At 38.2% G+C, this 15,133-nt stretch carries 23 protein-coding genes and 1 tRNA gene; 4 read left to right on the top strand and 20 right to left on the bottom strand.

Annotated elements, in window-relative coordinates; translation table 11 throughout:
* Positions 1 to 60: 60 nt before the first annotated feature.
* The 4 genes from DYI25_RS04485 to DYI25_RS04470 form a co-directional block, all read right to left on the bottom strand.
* The gene (locus DYI25_RS04485; RefSeq protein WP_213367246.1) at positions 61 to 1,128 is read right to left on the bottom strand and encodes an Ldh family oxidoreductase; all 1,068 of its coding nucleotides are present in this window, start codon (positions 1,126 to 1,128) and stop codon (positions 61 to 63) included.
* On the bottom strand, positions 1,125 to 1,841 hold the full coding sequence (locus tag DYI25_RS04480) for a FadR/GntR family transcriptional regulator (protein ID WP_249745239.1): 717 nt from the start codon (positions 1,839 to 1,841) through the stop codon (positions 1,125 to 1,127). Before DYI25_RS04480 ends, DYI25_RS04485 begins: the two co-directional genes overlap by 4 nt.
* 17 nt (positions 1,842 to 1,858) lie before the next feature.
* Positions 1,859 to 2,809 (bottom strand): hydroxyacid dehydrogenase, encoded by a 951-nt coding sequence (locus tag DYI25_RS04475; RefSeq protein ID WP_213367245.1) that lies wholly within the window; start codon positions 2,807 to 2,809, stop codon positions 1,859 to 1,861.
* Between the two features lie 628 nt (positions 2,810 to 3,437).
* A tRNA-Sec gene (locus DYI25_RS04470) sits at positions 3,438 to 3,534 on the bottom strand.
* Between the two features lie 139 nt (positions 3,535 to 3,673).
* Between DYI25_RS04470 and DYI25_RS04465 the strand changes: the two genes are divergently transcribed.
* Positions 3,674 to 4,105, top strand: a complete 432-nt coding sequence (locus tag DYI25_RS04465) for a DUF2621 domain-containing protein (RefSeq protein ID WP_213367244.1) — start codon at positions 3,674 to 3,676, stop codon at positions 4,103 to 4,105.
* Between the two features lie 30 nt (positions 4,106 to 4,135).
* On the opposite strand, the gene DYI25_RS04460 is transcribed toward DYI25_RS04465, so the two are convergent.
* Together DYI25_RS04460 and DYI25_RS04455 are read right to left on the bottom strand one after the other, a co-directional pair.
* Positions 4,136 to 4,660, bottom strand: a complete 525-nt coding sequence (locus DYI25_RS04460) for a hypothetical protein (RefSeq protein WP_213367243.1) — start codon at positions 4,658 to 4,660, stop codon at positions 4,136 to 4,138.
* An 18-nt stretch (positions 4,661 to 4,678) separates the two neighbouring features.
* The gene (locus DYI25_RS04455; protein WP_213367242.1) at positions 4,679 to 4,855 is read right to left on the bottom strand and encodes a hypothetical protein; all 177 of its coding nucleotides are present in this window, start codon (positions 4,853 to 4,855) and stop codon (positions 4,679 to 4,681) included.
* An 86-nt stretch (positions 4,856 to 4,941) separates the two neighbouring features.
* Here DYI25_RS04455 and DYI25_RS04450 point away from each other — a divergent pair, with 86 nt between their 5' ends.
* On the top strand, positions 4,942 to 5,232 hold the full coding sequence (locus DYI25_RS04450) for a hypothetical protein (protein ID WP_213367241.1): 291 nt from the start codon (positions 4,942 to 4,944) through the stop codon (positions 5,230 to 5,232).
* A 27-nt stretch (positions 5,233 to 5,259) separates the two neighbouring features.
* On the opposite strand, the gene DYI25_RS04445 is transcribed toward DYI25_RS04450, so the two are convergent.
* On the bottom strand, positions 5,260 to 5,481 hold the full coding sequence (locus DYI25_RS04445) for a hypothetical protein (RefSeq protein WP_213367240.1): 222 nt from the start codon (positions 5,479 to 5,481) through the stop codon (positions 5,260 to 5,262).
* A 136-nt stretch (positions 5,482 to 5,617) separates the two neighbouring features.
* Here DYI25_RS04445 and DYI25_RS04440 point away from each other — a divergent pair, with 136 nt between their 5' ends.
* Positions 5,618 to 6,529 carry a nuclease-related domain-containing protein gene (locus tag DYI25_RS04440; RefSeq protein WP_342032471.1) on the top strand — a complete coding sequence of 304 codons (912 nt, stop codon included), beginning with the start codon at positions 5,618 to 5,620 and terminating at the stop codon, positions 6,527 to 6,529.
* 853 nt (positions 6,530 to 7,382) lie between these two features.
* Here the strand turns inward: DYI25_RS04440 and DYI25_RS04435 are convergent.
* The 13 genes from DYI25_RS04435 to DYI25_RS04375 form a co-directional block, all read right to left on the bottom strand.
* Complete coding sequence (locus tag DYI25_RS04435) at positions 7,383 to 8,123, bottom strand: class I SAM-dependent methyltransferase (RefSeq protein ID WP_213367238.1); 741 nt, start codon at positions 8,121 to 8,123, stop codon at positions 7,383 to 7,385.
* Between the two features lie 83 nt (positions 8,124 to 8,206).
* Positions 8,207 to 8,644: a GyrI-like domain-containing protein gene (locus DYI25_RS04430; RefSeq protein ID WP_213367237.1), complete on the bottom strand. Its 438-nt coding sequence runs from the start codon at positions 8,642 to 8,644 to the stop codon at positions 8,207 to 8,209.
* A gap of 11 nt (positions 8,645 to 8,655) precedes the next feature.
* The gene (locus DYI25_RS04425) at positions 8,656 to 9,417 is read right to left on the bottom strand and encodes a phosphotransferase family protein (protein ID WP_213367236.1); all 762 of its coding nucleotides are present in this window, start codon (positions 9,415 to 9,417) and stop codon (positions 8,656 to 8,658) included.
* Complete coding sequence (locus DYI25_RS04420; protein WP_213367235.1) at positions 9,407 to 9,988, bottom strand: DUF899 family protein; 582 nt, start codon at positions 9,986 to 9,988, stop codon at positions 9,407 to 9,409. The genes DYI25_RS04425 and DYI25_RS04420 overlap by 11 nt, the downstream gene beginning before the upstream one ends.
* 57 nt (positions 9,989 to 10,045) lie before the next feature.
* Positions 10,046 to 10,447 carry a VOC family protein gene (locus tag DYI25_RS04415; protein ID WP_213367234.1) on the bottom strand — a complete coding sequence of 134 codons (402 nt, stop codon included), beginning with the start codon at positions 10,445 to 10,447 and terminating at the stop codon, positions 10,046 to 10,048.
* Positions 10,448 to 10,611: 164 nt separating this feature from the next.
* Positions 10,612 to 11,052, bottom strand: a complete 441-nt coding sequence (locus tag DYI25_RS04410) for a hypothetical protein (protein ID WP_213367233.1) — start codon at positions 11,050 to 11,052, stop codon at positions 10,612 to 10,614.
* An 18-nt stretch (positions 11,053 to 11,070) separates the two neighbouring features.
* On the bottom strand, positions 11,071 to 11,547 hold the full coding sequence (locus DYI25_RS04405; RefSeq protein WP_213367232.1) for a hypothetical protein: 477 nt from the start codon (positions 11,545 to 11,547) through the stop codon (positions 11,071 to 11,073).
* A gap of 12 nt (positions 11,548 to 11,559) precedes the next feature.
* Complete coding sequence (locus DYI25_RS04400) at positions 11,560 to 11,880, bottom strand: hypothetical protein (protein ID WP_213367231.1); 321 nt, start codon at positions 11,878 to 11,880, stop codon at positions 11,560 to 11,562.
* Between the two features lie 221 nt (positions 11,881 to 12,101).
* Positions 12,102 to 12,467: a DUF2500 domain-containing protein gene (locus tag DYI25_RS04395; RefSeq protein WP_213367230.1), complete on the bottom strand. Its 366-nt coding sequence runs from the start codon at positions 12,465 to 12,467 to the stop codon at positions 12,102 to 12,104.
* A gap of 78 nt (positions 12,468 to 12,545) precedes the next feature.
* On the bottom strand, positions 12,546 to 13,010 hold the full coding sequence (locus DYI25_RS04390) for a GyrI-like domain-containing protein (RefSeq protein ID WP_213367229.1): 465 nt from the start codon (positions 13,008 to 13,010) through the stop codon (positions 12,546 to 12,548).
* A gap of 54 nt (positions 13,011 to 13,064) precedes the next feature.
* On the bottom strand, positions 13,065 to 13,556 hold the full coding sequence (locus tag DYI25_RS04385; protein WP_213367228.1) for a GNAT family N-acetyltransferase: 492 nt from the start codon (positions 13,554 to 13,556) through the stop codon (positions 13,065 to 13,067).
* A gap of 31 nt (positions 13,557 to 13,587) precedes the next feature.
* Positions 13,588 to 14,061 (bottom strand): 8-oxo-dGTP diphosphatase, encoded by a 474-nt coding sequence (locus DYI25_RS04380; protein ID WP_213367227.1) that lies wholly within the window; start codon positions 14,059 to 14,061, stop codon positions 13,588 to 13,590.
* Positions 14,058 to 14,516 carry a GNAT family N-acetyltransferase gene (locus tag DYI25_RS04375; protein WP_249745238.1) on the bottom strand — a complete coding sequence of 153 codons (459 nt, stop codon included), beginning with the start codon at positions 14,514 to 14,516 and terminating at the stop codon, positions 14,058 to 14,060. Before DYI25_RS04375 ends, DYI25_RS04380 begins: the two co-directional genes overlap by 4 nt.
* Positions 14,517 to 14,619: 103 nt before the next feature.
* On the opposite strand from DYI25_RS04375, the gene DYI25_RS04370 reads away from it, so the two are divergent.
* Complete coding sequence (locus DYI25_RS04370) at positions 14,620 to 15,096, top strand: hypothetical protein (RefSeq protein WP_213367226.1); 477 nt, start codon at positions 14,620 to 14,622, stop codon at positions 15,094 to 15,096.
* Positions 15,097 to 15,133: the final 37 nt, after the last annotated feature.

The following is a 15,133-nucleotide window of genomic DNA, read 5'->3' as shown; positions in this document are numbered from 1 at the left end:
CGAAAAAACTCAGGCTATCTGTTTCCAGTGATCCTGAGCTTTTTTTGTATCCATTTCTATTTAAATAGTGGTAGAATATTGAGGTTTTGGAAATGAAATATCAAACTTATCTCCAAGCCTTATTAACTCTTCCTGAACATTGGCTGAAATAGGTATACCTTCCGTTATCCTTTTTTCAAATTCCTGATTCCTTCTCTCACCTGGGTAACGTATTTCTTCAATACCTTGTGCTTTTGGAATCTGTTTCATTTCTTTTAATAGTTCATTCATGGAGTAAGTGAATTGTTCAAAAGGCATAAATTTTTCAATATCAATAAGAATAAAAAAATGACCAACATTCGCAGGGCTTTTATTAGTATCTTGATAGATACTATTTACATGTGGTCCAAATGCTGCACCAGTAAGGACACCAGCTAAAACCTCGACTGCTAATGCTAGAGCGGACCCTTTAGCTCCACCAAACGGAAGAACAGCTCCTTTTAACGCCTCACTAGGGTCATTTGTCATTTCTCCGTTTTCATCCATCGCCCATCCGTCTGGAATAGATTCTCCCTGTTTATCAGCTAAAATTATTTTCCCTCTTGCAGCTATACTTGTCGATAGGTCAATAATAACAGGAATGCTGTTCCCTGTAGGAAATCCAAAAGCAATTGGATTGGTCCCATAAAAGGCTTTTCTACCTCCCCACGGAGCAATTCCCGGAGGAGAATTAGTGAATGCCATGGCTGCCAGGTTATGGTCACATGCCATTTGACAATAATAAGAAGCTGTACCAAAATGATTACTATTTTTGATACTAATTCCTACCATCCCACTTTGTTTCGCCATATTTATGCCTTTTTTAATCGCTTGAGAACTTACAGCATGCCCTAATCCATTATCGCCGTCTACAGTTAAAATGGAAGTGCCTCTTTCTTCAAATAAAATATTGGGCTTTGGATTAATACGTTTTTCAATAAGACGTTCCGTATAAATAGCTAATCTGCTTATACCATGACTGTCAACACCTTCTAGATTGGCCCTAATTAGAGCATCTGCCACATTCTGTGCGTTTTCACTATTAACGCCTGCCTTTTCTAAAACCTTTCCAGCGAATACTTTTAGTTCATCTGCATCAATTAGATTCATTGTTTATTTTCCTTTATTTTCAGATTTTGTAATACTGAGTTTTCAACACTATCTAAGTGTTTCGACATACAATCCTGTGCTAAAGAAACGTCTTTTTTCTTAATTGCATTTACAATATCTAGATGCTCACTAACTGATTTAATAGGTCTATCAGGAATTTGAATTACCTGCATACGAGATTCCTCTAGTAAGTCAATTAAATTCTGCATAATATGAATTAAAACTGTATTTTGAGACATGTTTGCAAGTGTTACATGAAACTCATGATCAAGGCGAGCAAGTTCTTCAGAATTATTGTCTATTTTTGCTGCTACCTTTGCTTTTTCAACAATCGCCGTTAGTTTTTCCATTTGTTCTAAAGAAGCATTTTCTATAGCCCAAGCAACAGCATTTACCTCAAGTATTCTACGTATTGCAAATAGGTCTTTGATTTGATCAGTCTTTACAAAAAAGAAAGACGTCATCTTTTTGATCTGCTGCTCTTCAGAAGCAACAAAAATCCCAGTTCCATGTTTAATGGTTAGATAACCATACGCCTCCAAAATTTTATAGGCTTCTCTAACAGTATTTCGACTAACTTTCAATTTGACGGCCATCTCCCTCTCACTTGGGAGTTTCTCATTTACTTTGAATCTTCCGTCCTGAATCATAAGTTTAATATGGTCACTTACTTTTTCTGTAATCCCTTTTCTGTCTAACTGAAAATCTTCCAATTCGATTCCTCCTCAAACTAAACCACACAAAGTGATTTTTGTCCTTTTAGCAATTTCCCGACTTCTTTGGCAACAAGTAGCGAAATACGTATTTGTGATTCAGTTGTAAGACCTGCAATATGTGGTGAAAATATTGCATTTTTAAAATCCAAAAGTTTATTCGATGGATCAACAGGTTCTGACTCTAATACATCAAGGAACACACCGGCAATTTCATGATTCATTAGTGAATCACAAAGAGCCTTTTCATCTATAATTCCTCCTCTAGAAGTGTTAATTAAAAAAGCAGAAGGCTTCATGGATTTCAGTTGTTGAGTAGATATCAAATCTTTTGTTGAGGGGGTTAGAGGAACATGAATAGAAATAAAATCGGAATTAACTAATATCTCATCTAAGGAACTTTTTATACGAACGCCCGTTTCAGCCACAATATGATCATATTCGGTAATAAATGGGTCGTATCCAATTACCTCCATTCCAAAAGCTGTCGCTCTTTTTGCAACTCGATGGGCAATCTCACCTAAACCAATTAATCCAATCGTTTTTTGATACAATTCCTCTCCTGTATGTTTTCTTCTATCCCAGTACCCGTTTTTCACATCTTCATTTGCTTCATGAATAGGTCTCTTTGCACTCAAGATAGCAGCCATAACATATTCTGCTACAGACGTGGCGTTTGCATGCCGAGCCATAACGACATGGATTCCTTTTTCTTTTGCTTTAACTACATCTATATTATCCAATCCAACCCCTAAACGTCCTATAACTTTAAGTTTAGTGCATTCAATCAATAACTCTTGATCAACTTTTGTCTGATTCCTAACAATTATAGCATCAAAGTCTTTTACAATTTCTAATAAGGTTTCCCTCTTTGCCCACAGGTCTTTATCATAATAAACCTCAATACCTTCTTCCTGTAATGTTGTAATACCTTGATCCCATATAACTTCAGTTATAAGTACCTTCATTTTTTACTCCCCCTTTATCATTAAACAATACTGGCCCAGTGAACCAACCAATTAGTTTAATTAAATCATTTTTTTTACAAAAACTCAATAAAACATTCTCATTTTTCTAAAAATTAAACAATTAATAAAATATTGTCATTGACCAAAAGGAAAGTGAGGATATTAATATATCTAGAGATTCATATGCTCTTTTAATTGATTAATATTAATAAATATACCTATCTTCATAAAACTCATTATAATTTCTTCAGCATATTGGATATCCGGGTATCGATCTTTTAAAAACAATCAAAAGTATTTGAACGTTGGTTCTCTGATCTTTTACCGACGCTCGCGCAGCCATTCCAGTCTTTTGCGCGCATTAGGAATTCTAACATGACCATAAGATTCATTCCGTAAGATGAATTTTTTAAGATCCTTTTCGATGAATGTACTCCGTGTTACTGCGTTTTTTCCTTTTCCTCTGTTCAGCCATACAAAAAACCTCCTTTAATATGTAGGGATTACCCAAACATAAGCAAAGGAGGTCACACGGTCTATTTTTTCTACCCCACACTGTCTATGGGGGGAATTATACAATTTCCAATTTATAACCAAATCGCTAAAGAGCTTAATACATCAACGTTTTTGGCGGGACTGCGTGGGAATCGAACCCACCTGACCTGGCACGCAGGTCACAAGCGGTTTTGAAGACCGTGGGGGACACCAGTACCCCATTCAGCCCCATTTTTGAGAACAAGGTCTATTATACTTAGAAGCTGGTTATTTTACAAGAGAGTTACTCAAATTGTCACAAGACTTGTCTTCCGTTGATGGCTGGTACTATAATAAGAAAAGATATTAGAAATGCGTGGGTGAAGGGTTATGTATCAGCTTGAAGGTTGGTTTTTGTTATTTATTTTGTTTTGGGTCGTTGTGTTGGTAGGTTTATTTGCAATCGGCGGATATTTTATGTTCCGCAAGTTTTTGAAAAAGCTGCCGAAGGACGATGGCAAATCAGATATGGACTGGGAAGAGTATTATGTGAATCAAACTCGGCATTTGTGGCCGGATGACCAAAAGGCATTGCTTGAGGATTTGGTGAGTCCAGTTCCTGAATTGTTCAGAGATGTGGCGAGACACAAGATCGCAGGTAAGATTGGTGAGATTGCGCTGAACGAAAAGGCAGACAAGATCACTCAGGAGCTTGTCATTCGGGGCTATATTCTTGCCACACCGAAACGTGACCATAAATTTTTACGAAAGCGGCTTGCTGAAAAGCAAATCAGCACCGCACCATATGAGAGTTTGTTCTAAAACTGCCTTTTGTTAAGGCAGTTTTTTTCATTACTTGCCCACTGACTTTTTCCGCTTTTTAAAAAGCTTGAATACATCGTCATTTGTAGTCAGAATGATGACCTTATCTTTGAACGGCTTCATCAGCTTGATTGCCTTTACCAGATTGTCACCATCATATTGATGGTTCCATTTTAGCAAGTCGATCAGCATCTTTAGATTTTCTTTTCGCGGAGAAGAAGCCAGCTTGACTTTTCTGAGCACAAACCTTTTCACGATTCTCCAGTCACGCACATAGACATTCGTTTTAAGCACGAATATATAATCTGCCTGCCGGAAACTTTCCTCAAGCCAGCTATGATATACTCCCTCGATGATCCATTTTTCCTGCCTTAGCACCCTTGTCAGATTTTCCGCCCTCTTTACAGGAGGGGTTTGCGAACCGAAATACTCGGACTCTTGATCCCAAAAGAAGTTGTCCAATTCATGCTTAGGCAGTCCCAGCATTTTTGAGAGTTTCGCAGCAATGTATGATTTTCCGCTTCCAGGCCCGCCAATTATATGTATTTTCGTCACTGTTTTCCACCCTGTTCTTTATTCTTTATCAAGGTCATTGTCAAATACTGATGGAGCCCGCTCTTCCTTAATCCCTAGATGGGCTTTGATTTTATCCAATTCTTTTAAAATGATTCTTGTGTTCAGCCAAGCCCCTACCGCCGCTAAGAAGGCAACCGCCAGAATGACAGTTAACCAAATATTAATTACTACCAAAATACTCACCCCTCAAGCAATTTTACCACATTCTAACAGGCATTCGAGATAAAAAAATGATAGAATTTCTTAGGGAGGTTACTTTTATGAATGAAGTCTTTTTTTGGATCATCTATTATTTGTTGTTAATGACTATCTTTGTGAGGGCTATTTATAGCGTTATAAAGAAAAAACAGATTCCTCTGGCCATGATTGCGATCCTCATCATTATTTCGGTGCCTATGGTCAGTCTCATGAATAGTATCGGCAGGCCTTTGGAGATGAATGAATTTGAATTTTTAGCGAGGGAATTCAAGCAAGGAGCACTATGGGCTATTTTCACAATTGCTGGGTATCTCTACTTACTTGTTTGGTTCATCCTTTCGTTAAAAAAATAACGAGTTTCAGCATCTGAAACTCGTTCCTCATTTTCTAAACCCTCTCCGTCTAACATAAGCGCCGGACCGCATAGCCTTTGCCTCAAACACATTTCCGACAATCAATAAAACCACTCCAATGGCGATTAAACTAAACATGACCGTTGGCGAAATGGTCGCAATATATCCCATCCCCTTCATGAACATTGGCACAAGGAAAACGGCAAGACCCGCAGTTTTCAGTATAATGGCATAAACCTTCAATGACATCTCGACTCCTCCTAACTGAATCAAGTGGTTTTATCATTGTATTCAAGCAAGCTTGCCACAATTCACAAAAAATTCTAAAATTTTATTTCGGTAAAATAGTATGATTAAGTAGACTACTGTTGGAAGGAAGATGCCTGTGGCTTTTAAGGAGCGGACTGAACCTACTATCTTATCAAAGCTAAGAATCTTAAATAAAAGACTTGAGTTAACAGAGGAGGAAAAAAGGTATCTTTCACACCTCGAAAAGGGATATAAGGGGGAATTACAATTTGATGCCATGACAGAAAAACTGACAAGCAGCTGTTTAATCCTGAACGATTTACTGCTCGAAGTAGAAAAAACAACCTTTCAAATCGATACTCTTATTATATTTGCCGGCACATTATATCTATTTGAAATAAAGACTAACCAGGGAGATTACCTATACAAACAAGAAGCTCTAACCTCAATATCAACCGGAGTATCAATCAAGAATCCCCTCGATCAAATTAACCGCACTAAGCTGCTTTTTAAGAAACTATTGAATCAAATAGGCTACAACTTTAAAATACAAGGTTCAGTCGTTTTTATTAATCCCGAATTCACCCTGTATAACGCACACCCAGACCTCCCATTCATTTTCCCCACCCAGTTAAAACGACTCCTCGATAACCTCAATAACCAGCCGGGAAAAGTATCCAGCAGCCATTACAAACTCGCAACCAAACTCGCCTCCCTCCATCAGATTGAGACATCCTACAATAAACTACCTTCCATTCAATACGACGAACTTAAGAAAGGTATTACGTGTAATGAGTGTGAGTCGTTTTCGGTAGAGGCGGTAGGACAAAAATTATTATGTAAAGAATGTGGACATAGTGAAAAAGTAGAACTTGCTGTCCTTAGGAGTATTAATGAAATTCAATTACTTTTTCCAGATCGGCCAATAACTACACCTGCTATCCAAGAATGGTGCAGTATAATCACTGATGGCAAAAGAATTAGTAGAATACTAGCAAAACATTTCACTTTTTCGGAAACAAAAAAAGGGCGAACCTATACAAGATAAAAAACAATCGTTCTTGCCATACATTTAGGGGCACCTATACTTAGAAATGCTTATATTAAGCTATTTTTTTGGACATAAGGATGAAGATTACTCTCTAAAATGTATAATAATCAATTTTCTTAGACATTTTGAAGATGAGTTCTCTCTGAAATGTCTATTAAAACCACTTTCTTAGACATTTTGAAGATGAGTTCTCTCTGAAATGTCTATTAAAACCACTTTCTTAGACATTTTGAAGATGAATTCTCTCTGAAATGTCTATTAAAACCACTTTCTTAGACATTTTGAAGATGAATTCTCTCTGAAATGTCTATTAAAATCACTTTCTTAGACATTTTGAACATGGGTTCTCTCTGAAATGTCTATTAAAACCACTTTCTTAGACATTTTGAGATTGTCTCCTCTCTAAAATGTCTAAGAAAAACCTTCAATAATCATAAAACCTCAAAAAAATAAGCAACCGGCCCCACCTTCGCCGGTTGCTATGATAGCCACACTTGCTATCCTGCCTAGTATATATTTTAAAAGAGTAAAATAAAGTTCATTGCCTCATTTTGTTAAGACTTTTTTAACTTTTGTTATAGCAGATAGAAGTGGGCACATACCAATAAGAAATTTATGATGACTTTTTTAACCATCGCCAACACTCCTTATATTGTGAGTTCCCTTACATCTATACTTTAACACAGTATTATAAAGCTGTATTAAAAGAAATACGGCTTTTCTGTAAACTTTTTACCGTATTTTCTATTAATATGTAGCTAAGATAGTGTCTACCAGATTCAGCGTTGCAATATAGACACTATATCCTTTATATCCTCTGCCTTTGCTAATCGAATTTCCATCTAGTTTGTCATTCCCCTCGCTTCGTACCAGAAATCATCAATACCAGCGGAATTCTCATCCGACGCTCATATTCTTCCTGGCTGAAGAAGTTTTCCGCTCTTGGCGTGCCTTCTCTAAGGTCATCCACCGCGAAACCGGCTTGCAACAAGAGTTGGAAGTATTCTTCGATTGTCCTGTGATGTTTAATTACTTTTTTTCCGATCCACGGCTCTGACCGTTCACCCTGGTTAAAATAATCATCCACCACCCAATCTGTTCTATTGCCCGAACCTTCTGCACTTTTCGTGGAGGAAGTGAGAACGGGGTGCTGAACGCTGAATATAAACTTCCCGCCAGGCACCAGTGAGTCATGAACCTTTGTGAAAACACTCCTTAAGTCTGCTAAATAATGGAGGGCAAAACGAGAAAGGACAAGATCGTATTGTTCTGGCTGTGGCTGCCATTCTTCCATCGAAGAGTGCAAAACTTTGCCAGTAGTTCTTTCCAGATTTTCGGCTGCAGCTAGAGTCATATTTTTCGAGCCTTCCACTCCAAGATAAGAAGCTCCGCCTTGTTTTAAAAGCTCAGCCCCAATTTCGGCATCACCGCATCCTAGATCCAGAATCCTCTTTCCAGCCACATTCCCAACCATCTCTAGCAAAATCGGCTTTTCAATGAGATTGTTTGGACTTTCCGGGCGGTTTCTCCGCTTCGTATAATTGTTGTAAAATTCTCCTTCGTCATAAACAGAAGCACCTCTGAACTCCATCCTATCCCCTCCACTTTCTAAAGAAAGACAAATCTTTAATATATTACCATAATCAATACAAAAGACAACGAAAAAACGTTGCACTAAGCTTTAATAGGAATAAATATTTCTACTTCCTCCACGTCATTTTCCACTGGATGGTAGGTTTCTAAAATAAAATTCTTCAAAGTATCCCTTGCATAGCCCTCTTCATCAATCCATTGATCCAGCGTTGAATATAAGTTACCCATCTCGGTCCCTTTTCCTCTGATCATTCCGTATGCATGCTGAATATCGAGAAATTCCGCCCCTTCAGGTAAGGTATCCAACTCATCATTGACCAAAAATCCTACATAAAAAGTCCCCTCGGTATGGCTCTCACTCGCTTTAGGCTCATATACTGTAACTTCAGTCCCTTCAAGATTTGACGCCCTCTGTAAAAATTGATGCGCTGCCTTGGGAACTAGCTTGGCAAAATCTTGGTAAAGCCCTCTATGTTTCTCAGCAATCACTTTGAATTCTCTTCTCACAACCTGGCACATTTTTAAGCCTCCTAAAAAAACTCATATAAACCTTCTTCAAAATAACTGAATTCTTCATCCGTAACCCTGTGTCGAGAATAACCTTCATAAAACGAAGCCAGCCATTCTGGATTGTGTCTGAACTTTCGTATGGCCAAAGCCTCATCATAACGGGGATCGCCAAATGTCATTCCAGCTACATCAATGAACATACGGACTTCCCCATCAATCACCAGCACATTATCTGTTGTGCAATCACCATGGATCATCGTTTGTTTTACACGCTTGGGTTTATTCGCTATCAACTGTTCCAATAATTCTAAGCTGCCATCTGCTTGACCTGATTCAGCGTATATGCGAGCTCTTTTCAGCTGGGTTTCTAACCAGTCAGAATCTGCTTTGAAGACATGCTCTTGCTCATGGAGCTGCATAATAAACTGGCCAAAACTTCGGATTAATCTCCGTTTCTCCTGATTTGTCACCGCATTTCTTAATGCAGCAGTCAAAGTAATCCCTTCCTCAAAAGACATCAGCAAATGGCTTGCATGCTCATCTTCAGTGAATCCATAAAACCTGGGAACTGATATTGAACTTTGAAAAGACAAACTCTCAAGGACCTCTGCCTCCATCTTTAGCCACTCTCGATATCTTTCCTTAAAAGCACTTTTCAGGATGTAAGTGTTGTCTTCGGTGACAATCATGCTAACTTCCGAAGTGCAGCCTTGCTCAGGAATTTTTTCAATCTTATTGATCTCGCCAAGAACATCCTTAAAGAAAGCCTGACTATTCCTCATATCTATGTTTCGGTCCCCAATCTCCGCTTCCTTCCGGCAACAATTCAAACAGGGCCCAGATGCTGCAATAATCGTCCCCTGGTCCGAAGGCAGCTTTTGTGTAATGTTTAATGGTTCCATCCTCTTCTTTTAACAAAATAGAAACTCCAGGCCGAAAACCTTCTTTACTTTTAAATCCAAGATCTTCTTTAAAAGTTGTCCCTTTCGTTGAAACGCTTTTGAACGTCCAGCCGCGTTCATTTGAAAAGTCAGATAGTGTTTGGAAATCGTCCGGACTGGTTAAGACAAATGCTGCCTTGTTCTCAAGATGTTCGGTAAACCCGCTGAATCCATCAGCCCACAGAGTACAATAAGAACAGGATTTCCCCATATTATGTATAACAATCAATTCATTTTTTCCTCCAAAAAGCTCACTCAATAAAACATTTTTACCTTTTGTATTCGTTAATTGATAATCTTCAACTACAAATGAAGGAAGCTGTTTTCTTAACGCCGCGAGCTCCTGCTTTAAACTCATTAACTCTTTTTCTTTGCTGGCTATTGCCTGTTCTAATTGATTAATAAAAATCAAATTTGCCAATCTCCTTTCAATCACAAATTAAAATGAGCCTTTATTTGTAAGTCAGCCTTAGCTACGCTTAAATTCATCGCTCAACTCACTCCAGACATCGAATTTATTGCCATCTGGATCGCTAAATACAAAATTCCTGCCAGCATGACCCCTGTTTTCAATCTCACCGACTTTAATTCCTCGTTCTCTAAAATCGGCATGAATGGAAGCAAGTGCCTCCAAACCATCCACCTCGTATGTAAGTATGAACCGTTCCGCACCATTTACATCAAAGAAGTTAGAAGTCTGACCCACTGCCTTAACCAAAAATAGACTAATGTCCGCCAAATTTAAAATAGCTTTTTCATCATCCAGGTAATTTAACTTGGCACCTAATTTTCCCTTATACCATTCTGATGAACTCGCTGGATCCTTTACAGGAATGTAAATCGTACCCACTCGGATTAATTGATTGTTCACAACCTTCACCTCTCTATTAAAAATTCTCTATTTCTCTCTTTACACCTTCCTAGATAACTATTTTTTCCAAAAACAGATGCGATCTGGATAAGTTATTGCTATCCTTCCATATTAAAAATAGAAAAAACCGCAAGAATAAATCCATACGGTTTTAAAATAGCCTCTTAAAAGTCTTTCCTTATGAAATACAAATGCCACCTGACAAAAGAGAAGGCTGCTATGTAATAAGGAACAGAATACCATATTTTCCAGCCAGTATAGTGAATAAATCCCACTTTAACCATCAGCAGCTCGAAAAGGATTGAAATAACTAACCAGCCTGCCATATAAAAAACAAATGCAGAAATCTTTCTTGGCATGAAATTAAGAAATATGATGCCAAAAGACGCTCCAAGTGTTATCTCTATGAAATGCACTCGAATCTGGACTCCGGGACCACCCAATTCGTAAAGATTAAAGTATAGATCTAAAAGGATATCAGTACTTAAGTTGATTAATGCAATTACAGCCCAGGAAGTGTATATTTCTCTATTTGTGAGACGCTTCGGCATAAACCAAATAATTAGAAGGTTAATGAGCAGAGCGAGATATGGCACCCAAAACATTCTGTTTACCACCTTCCCTTAGTCTTTGATAATAGCTGGTTTACGATCAAGCCAATCAATCCATTTATAAAAACCTAATAAACATATTAAGATGATAGGGTCGACGATGGCAGAATACCAAATTTCCCACCATCCATAGTGAAAATAACCCCATGGCGCTGGCAGCATGGCTAAGAGCTCATATATTAAAATTAAAATAACAAAGAAAAATAAGAATGAAATTTTCTTTAATACTCTCTTTTCAAAAGGATATAAATTCAAAAAAATTATATTTACTGGGGGAATCAATACAGTCCTGGGAATCAGGCCCACCCATTCAAATCCCTGTGAAAAATACCAATAACTCTGGTACTTGAATTCCACGATGAAATCAAAGAGCATCTGGAATGCAATCGTGAATGTCCAAATCTGCACAATCTGACTTGGGAGCAGTCTTTTATTAATCTTGAAGGCAATCAGGTTAAAAACCAAAACTGATAATAGAAGTCCGATCATAAGCAAAACCCTTCATTCTTTTTCATTTCCTTTGATTTTCTCTCTCAGGTTCTCCAATTCCTCGATTGAAAGATCTCCAAGTGCCTTGGTTATTTCCTCTTCGATCTTTTTTCTATTCCTCTCCCGATATTGATTCCACCATTCGCGCAATCCTTCGGTATTCTCCAACAAATACTCAATATCAATGACTTCCACTTCATCATCAGAAAGGTAGTTAAGAACAGCGGCTAGCAAGCGATTTAAATTTTCTATTTCATCATTTTTATTATCTTGAATTGATTCTATTTCTTTTATTTCATTATCTTCTGGATTTGCTGCTGACTTACGAGGCAAGATCTCACCTTCTTTTTTATCTTATATATGTATTATCCCCCTTACCTCCATATTTGATTAAATTTCATTCAAGAAGCTTACATTGAGGAGGAACATTCATGTCAGGATATATAAAGGAATCATATTGTTGCATTTTAATGATTTCTAAATTCTCTGGACGAGGAAATAAACAGTCAATAAAAGCAAAAAGACCAAATCAAAAATGATTTGGTCTGCTAGCTCTAATTGGCACGTCTTGTAAATCCCAAATAGCGCGTTCCTTGAAAGTTGAGGTCGCCATGATCTCCTTCAACCAGCTGCCCATATTCCTGGCCATCAACTTGAAGTTCGAGTCTGTCGCCGCTGTCCAATTCAAATGTCACAAAATAAATGCTTCGCGCTCTAGTTTCTCCACCTCCGCGCACACTTGTTCTTTTCGTGACGACCTTTGCATTTGTATTCACGCGAGGTGACTGGTTATTCTTACTCCAGGTCCCAATGCCTTGAATAATAGTAAATATAATTACTCCAAAAACCAAAATAAATACCGCTCCTATAAAAATAGGGCCAATAGAAAACAGAAAATCACCCTGTGTTTCTACCATCATGCATCCTCCCCCTGTATATATCTATTTGTATTTATCTTTACGAATGAGGATGATACAAAGTTTCAAATTCTTCCATTTTCACACTTCAAAAGCTACTGTATCCAAAAGTTCCACATCTATATTGGCAGGATCAGACCATTCATGAAAGGCCTCCAAATGCCATTTAGCCGTTAATCTCTGATATCCGTTAGCTTCAATCCATTGATGCAGCTCGTTATATGCCTGTCTGATTTTATCATTGGCTCCTATATGTCTGGAAACTGCGTACATTTGAGCAGGTATGGTTAGGGCAACCATGTCATCAGGGATTCCTCCAAATTCTGTTACTTCAACACATACCCAATATCCATCTTCCTCGTTAGAGCTATGTTCGACAACAAAAGCTCCATACTGCAAAGCTGGATTCACCACATTCGCAATTTCATCTATTCGTTCGCTTAACCGCTTCGAAGCTTTCGGGATCTCGATGATATACTGGTCACCAGGACACAACACCCGGATCCCCACCAACTTCATTTCCGGTAACTGCTTTACTTCAGGCATAATTGAATCCCCTTTCCTTCTTCACAAACATTAAACTGTCGGTGCCTCTCTAAACTAAACATCCAAATGATAAATATACATTTCTCCCTCTCTTCCCATTGCACGGATGCCCTTATCCACGAAGCCGCCTTTCTTATAGACGGTTTGGGCAATTATATTTGCATGATTCACAGCCAAAATGATTTCATTTACAACTGCAAAATGCTCTTTCACAAATGAGCTCAATAGCCTTATAGATTGTGAAGCAATACCTTTTCCCTGGTACTCAGCATTAATTGAGTAAGCACGTAATAATATTGCATCTTTATTATTACTAAGGTCTTTAACGCCTTCCCAGCCATGGAGTACAAAAAAACCTGCAGGCTGTTTACCATATAAAATGACAATTGGATGCCTGTCTGGCTCTGACTCGCATTTGTGTAGGGCATCTACTGGGAATGCTGTATACCTTTGCTGCTCCACAGACAAACTGTAATTCGACAGCATCACTTTATATTCCGGCTTGTAAAATACCAGAGACACGATTTCTTTTTCAACAATTGACATAATGAACTCTCCTAAAATGAACACCAGTAATTTATGTATTTTTAATCGCAACATTTCTCTCTTTATTCTCTTCATGATCCCATGTAACCTGGATCTCGAACGTTCCCTCCTGAAAAAACAATGGAAACCTTCTTCTGATTGATTCCTGCATAGGAAGGTGATAGGCCTCTTCCATGTTAACCCAAACCGCTCTTCCTTCTGGCCCATTTTTCAGTAGTTCACCTTTAAAATCACTGGTAATATAGTTAAAAATCATATAACGGTCCATGGTGACAGGATTTACATATTCATATAGACCTTTATACTTTAAATTCCAGACTTCCAGACCTGTTTCCTCTTTTACCTCTCTAATCGCACTTTCCACGATACTTTCCGGGAAGTCGACTTTACCGCCTGGAGGAATATACCCTTTGAAATGATCATGCTGCCGGTCGATAAGTAAGACATTGTCTTCATCTTGAATCATGCACACAGTCCAAAGTTTATAGTTGATGTGATTCTTCATCTTTTCTCCTCATTACTTAATTCCTTTTCTAAAACTATCTTCAACTTCCCATGCGAGTCAATGTATGTTTCTATAATGTCAAAGCCGCTTTTGATGTTTAAAATTAACATACTGCGCCATTTATTCAGTGTCTTTGTTTGCACCGCTTCGTATCCTTCTTTTTTCAAATAGCGATGTTGAATATCCATTAACGTGGAGGCTATACCTAAATTGCGATATTCAGGATGTACTCCCCCAAGCCAGCTGTAAAACTTTTCATTAGTGAGTTCATATCCTATTTTGTAACCAATCACTTTGAATTCTGCACATGCACCGGTGAACAGCAGATTTAGTTTATTGTGTATTTTTTCTGTTAAATCATCAGCCGTGCCGAAAATATTTCGGTGCACTTTTAAAAATCCTTCTAAAATATCCTTTTCAGGAATGCAGCAATAATGTTGAAAATCAATTTTCAAGTCATCATCCTCCTAACCAATCACCTTCATTCCCCATTTAGATGATTTCTGCATATACTCTTTAATAGGTTGAAACCCTTTATTTATAAAATAAGGAGAGATTATGTTGCACACTAAACAGAATGCGACGCAAAGTTTGCCGGTTCCTTCACTCTGGGGAATTGACGCGGAAATTGCCGGGAGACCGATTGTCAGAGGGACAATCACTATCAATTCCATCTCAGGGAATACCTTGACTGGAACCGCTAATTTTCGGGGGAATCCCATTCCTATCCAGGGAACCTGGGATGAGAATGCAAAATCTATCCGCTTCGATACACCCTATGCTTCATTTGCAGGACAATTGGCGATTTATGATGACGCAGGGATCAAAGTCCGGCATTTGGTGTTAAACGGCAAGTTCCTGATGAAGCCTCCATCGTTACAAGCGGGCGAAGCAGGAAACTGGATCGCTACTACTAATACAGAGTTGACCGGTCCGCCAATCAACACAGGAGCTATTCCGCCTGTAGGTGTTTTTTTAACATCTGATCTCCTCTATAACAACGGAACAAGAAATAACAGGAGATTTAACTGGTGAATGTGCGATACTAATCTTCAGATAGACAACATCTGAA

Source organism: Mesobacillus boroniphilus, from assembly GCF_018424685.1.
GTDB classification, from domain to species: Bacteria; Bacillota; Bacilli; order Bacillales; family Cytobacillaceae; genus Mesobacillus; species Mesobacillus boroniphilus_A.
This window is presented reverse-complemented; position numbering and strand designations above follow the sequence as displayed.

Coding starts and splice junctions, on each gene's coding strand:
- DYI25_RS04485 (WP_213367246.1), bottom strand. CDS start 1,128: ATGAATCTAATTGATGCAGATGAACTAAAAGTATTCGCTGGAAAGGTT.
- DYI25_RS04475 (WP_213367245.1), bottom strand. CDS start 2,809: ATGAAGGTACTTATAACTGAAGTTATATGGGATCAAGGTATTACAACA.
- DYI25_RS04465 (WP_213367244.1), top strand. CDS start 3,674: ATGTATCAGCTTGAAGGTTGGTTTTTGTTATTTATTTTGTTTTGGGTC.
- DYI25_RS04450 (WP_213367241.1), top strand. CDS start 4,942: ATGAATGAAGTCTTTTTTTGGATCATCTATTATTTGTTGTTAATGACT.
- DYI25_RS04445 (WP_213367240.1), bottom strand. CDS start 5,481: ATGTCATTGAAGGTTTATGCCATTATACTGAAAACTGCGGGTCTTGCC.
- DYI25_RS04435 (WP_213367238.1), bottom strand. CDS start 8,123: ATGGAGTTCAGAGGTGCTTCTGTTTATGACGAAGGAGAATTTTACAAC.
- DYI25_RS04430 (WP_213367237.1), bottom strand. CDS start 8,644: ATGTGCCAGGTTGTGAGAAGAGAATTCAAAGTGATTGCTGAGAAACAT.
- DYI25_RS04425 (WP_213367236.1), bottom strand. CDS start 9,417: ATGAGGAATAGTCAGGCTTTCTTTAAGGATGTTCTTGGCGAGATCAAT.
- DYI25_RS04410 (WP_213367233.1), bottom strand. CDS start 11,052: ATGTTTTGGGTGCCATATCTCGCTCTGCTCATTAACCTTCTAATTATT.
- DYI25_RS04405 (WP_213367232.1), bottom strand. CDS start 11,547: ATGATCGGACTTCTATTATCAGTTTTGGTTTTTAACCTGATTGCCTTC.
- DYI25_RS04395 (WP_213367230.1), bottom strand. CDS start 12,467: ATGATGGTAGAAACACAGGGTGATTTTCTGTTTTCTATTGGCCCTATT.
- DYI25_RS04390 (WP_213367229.1), bottom strand. CDS start 13,010: ATGCCTGAAGTAAAGCAGTTACCGGAAATGAAGTTGGTGGGGATCCGG.
- DYI25_RS04385 (WP_213367228.1), bottom strand. CDS start 13,556: ATGTCAATTGTTGAAAAAGAAATCGTGTCTCTGGTATTTTACAAGCCG.
- DYI25_RS04380 (WP_213367227.1), bottom strand. CDS start 14,061: ATGAAGAATCACATCAACTATAAACTTTGGACTGTGTGCATGATTCAA.
- DYI25_RS04370 (WP_213367226.1), top strand. CDS start 14,620: ATGTTGCACACTAAACAGAATGCGACGCAAAGTTTGCCGGTTCCTTCA.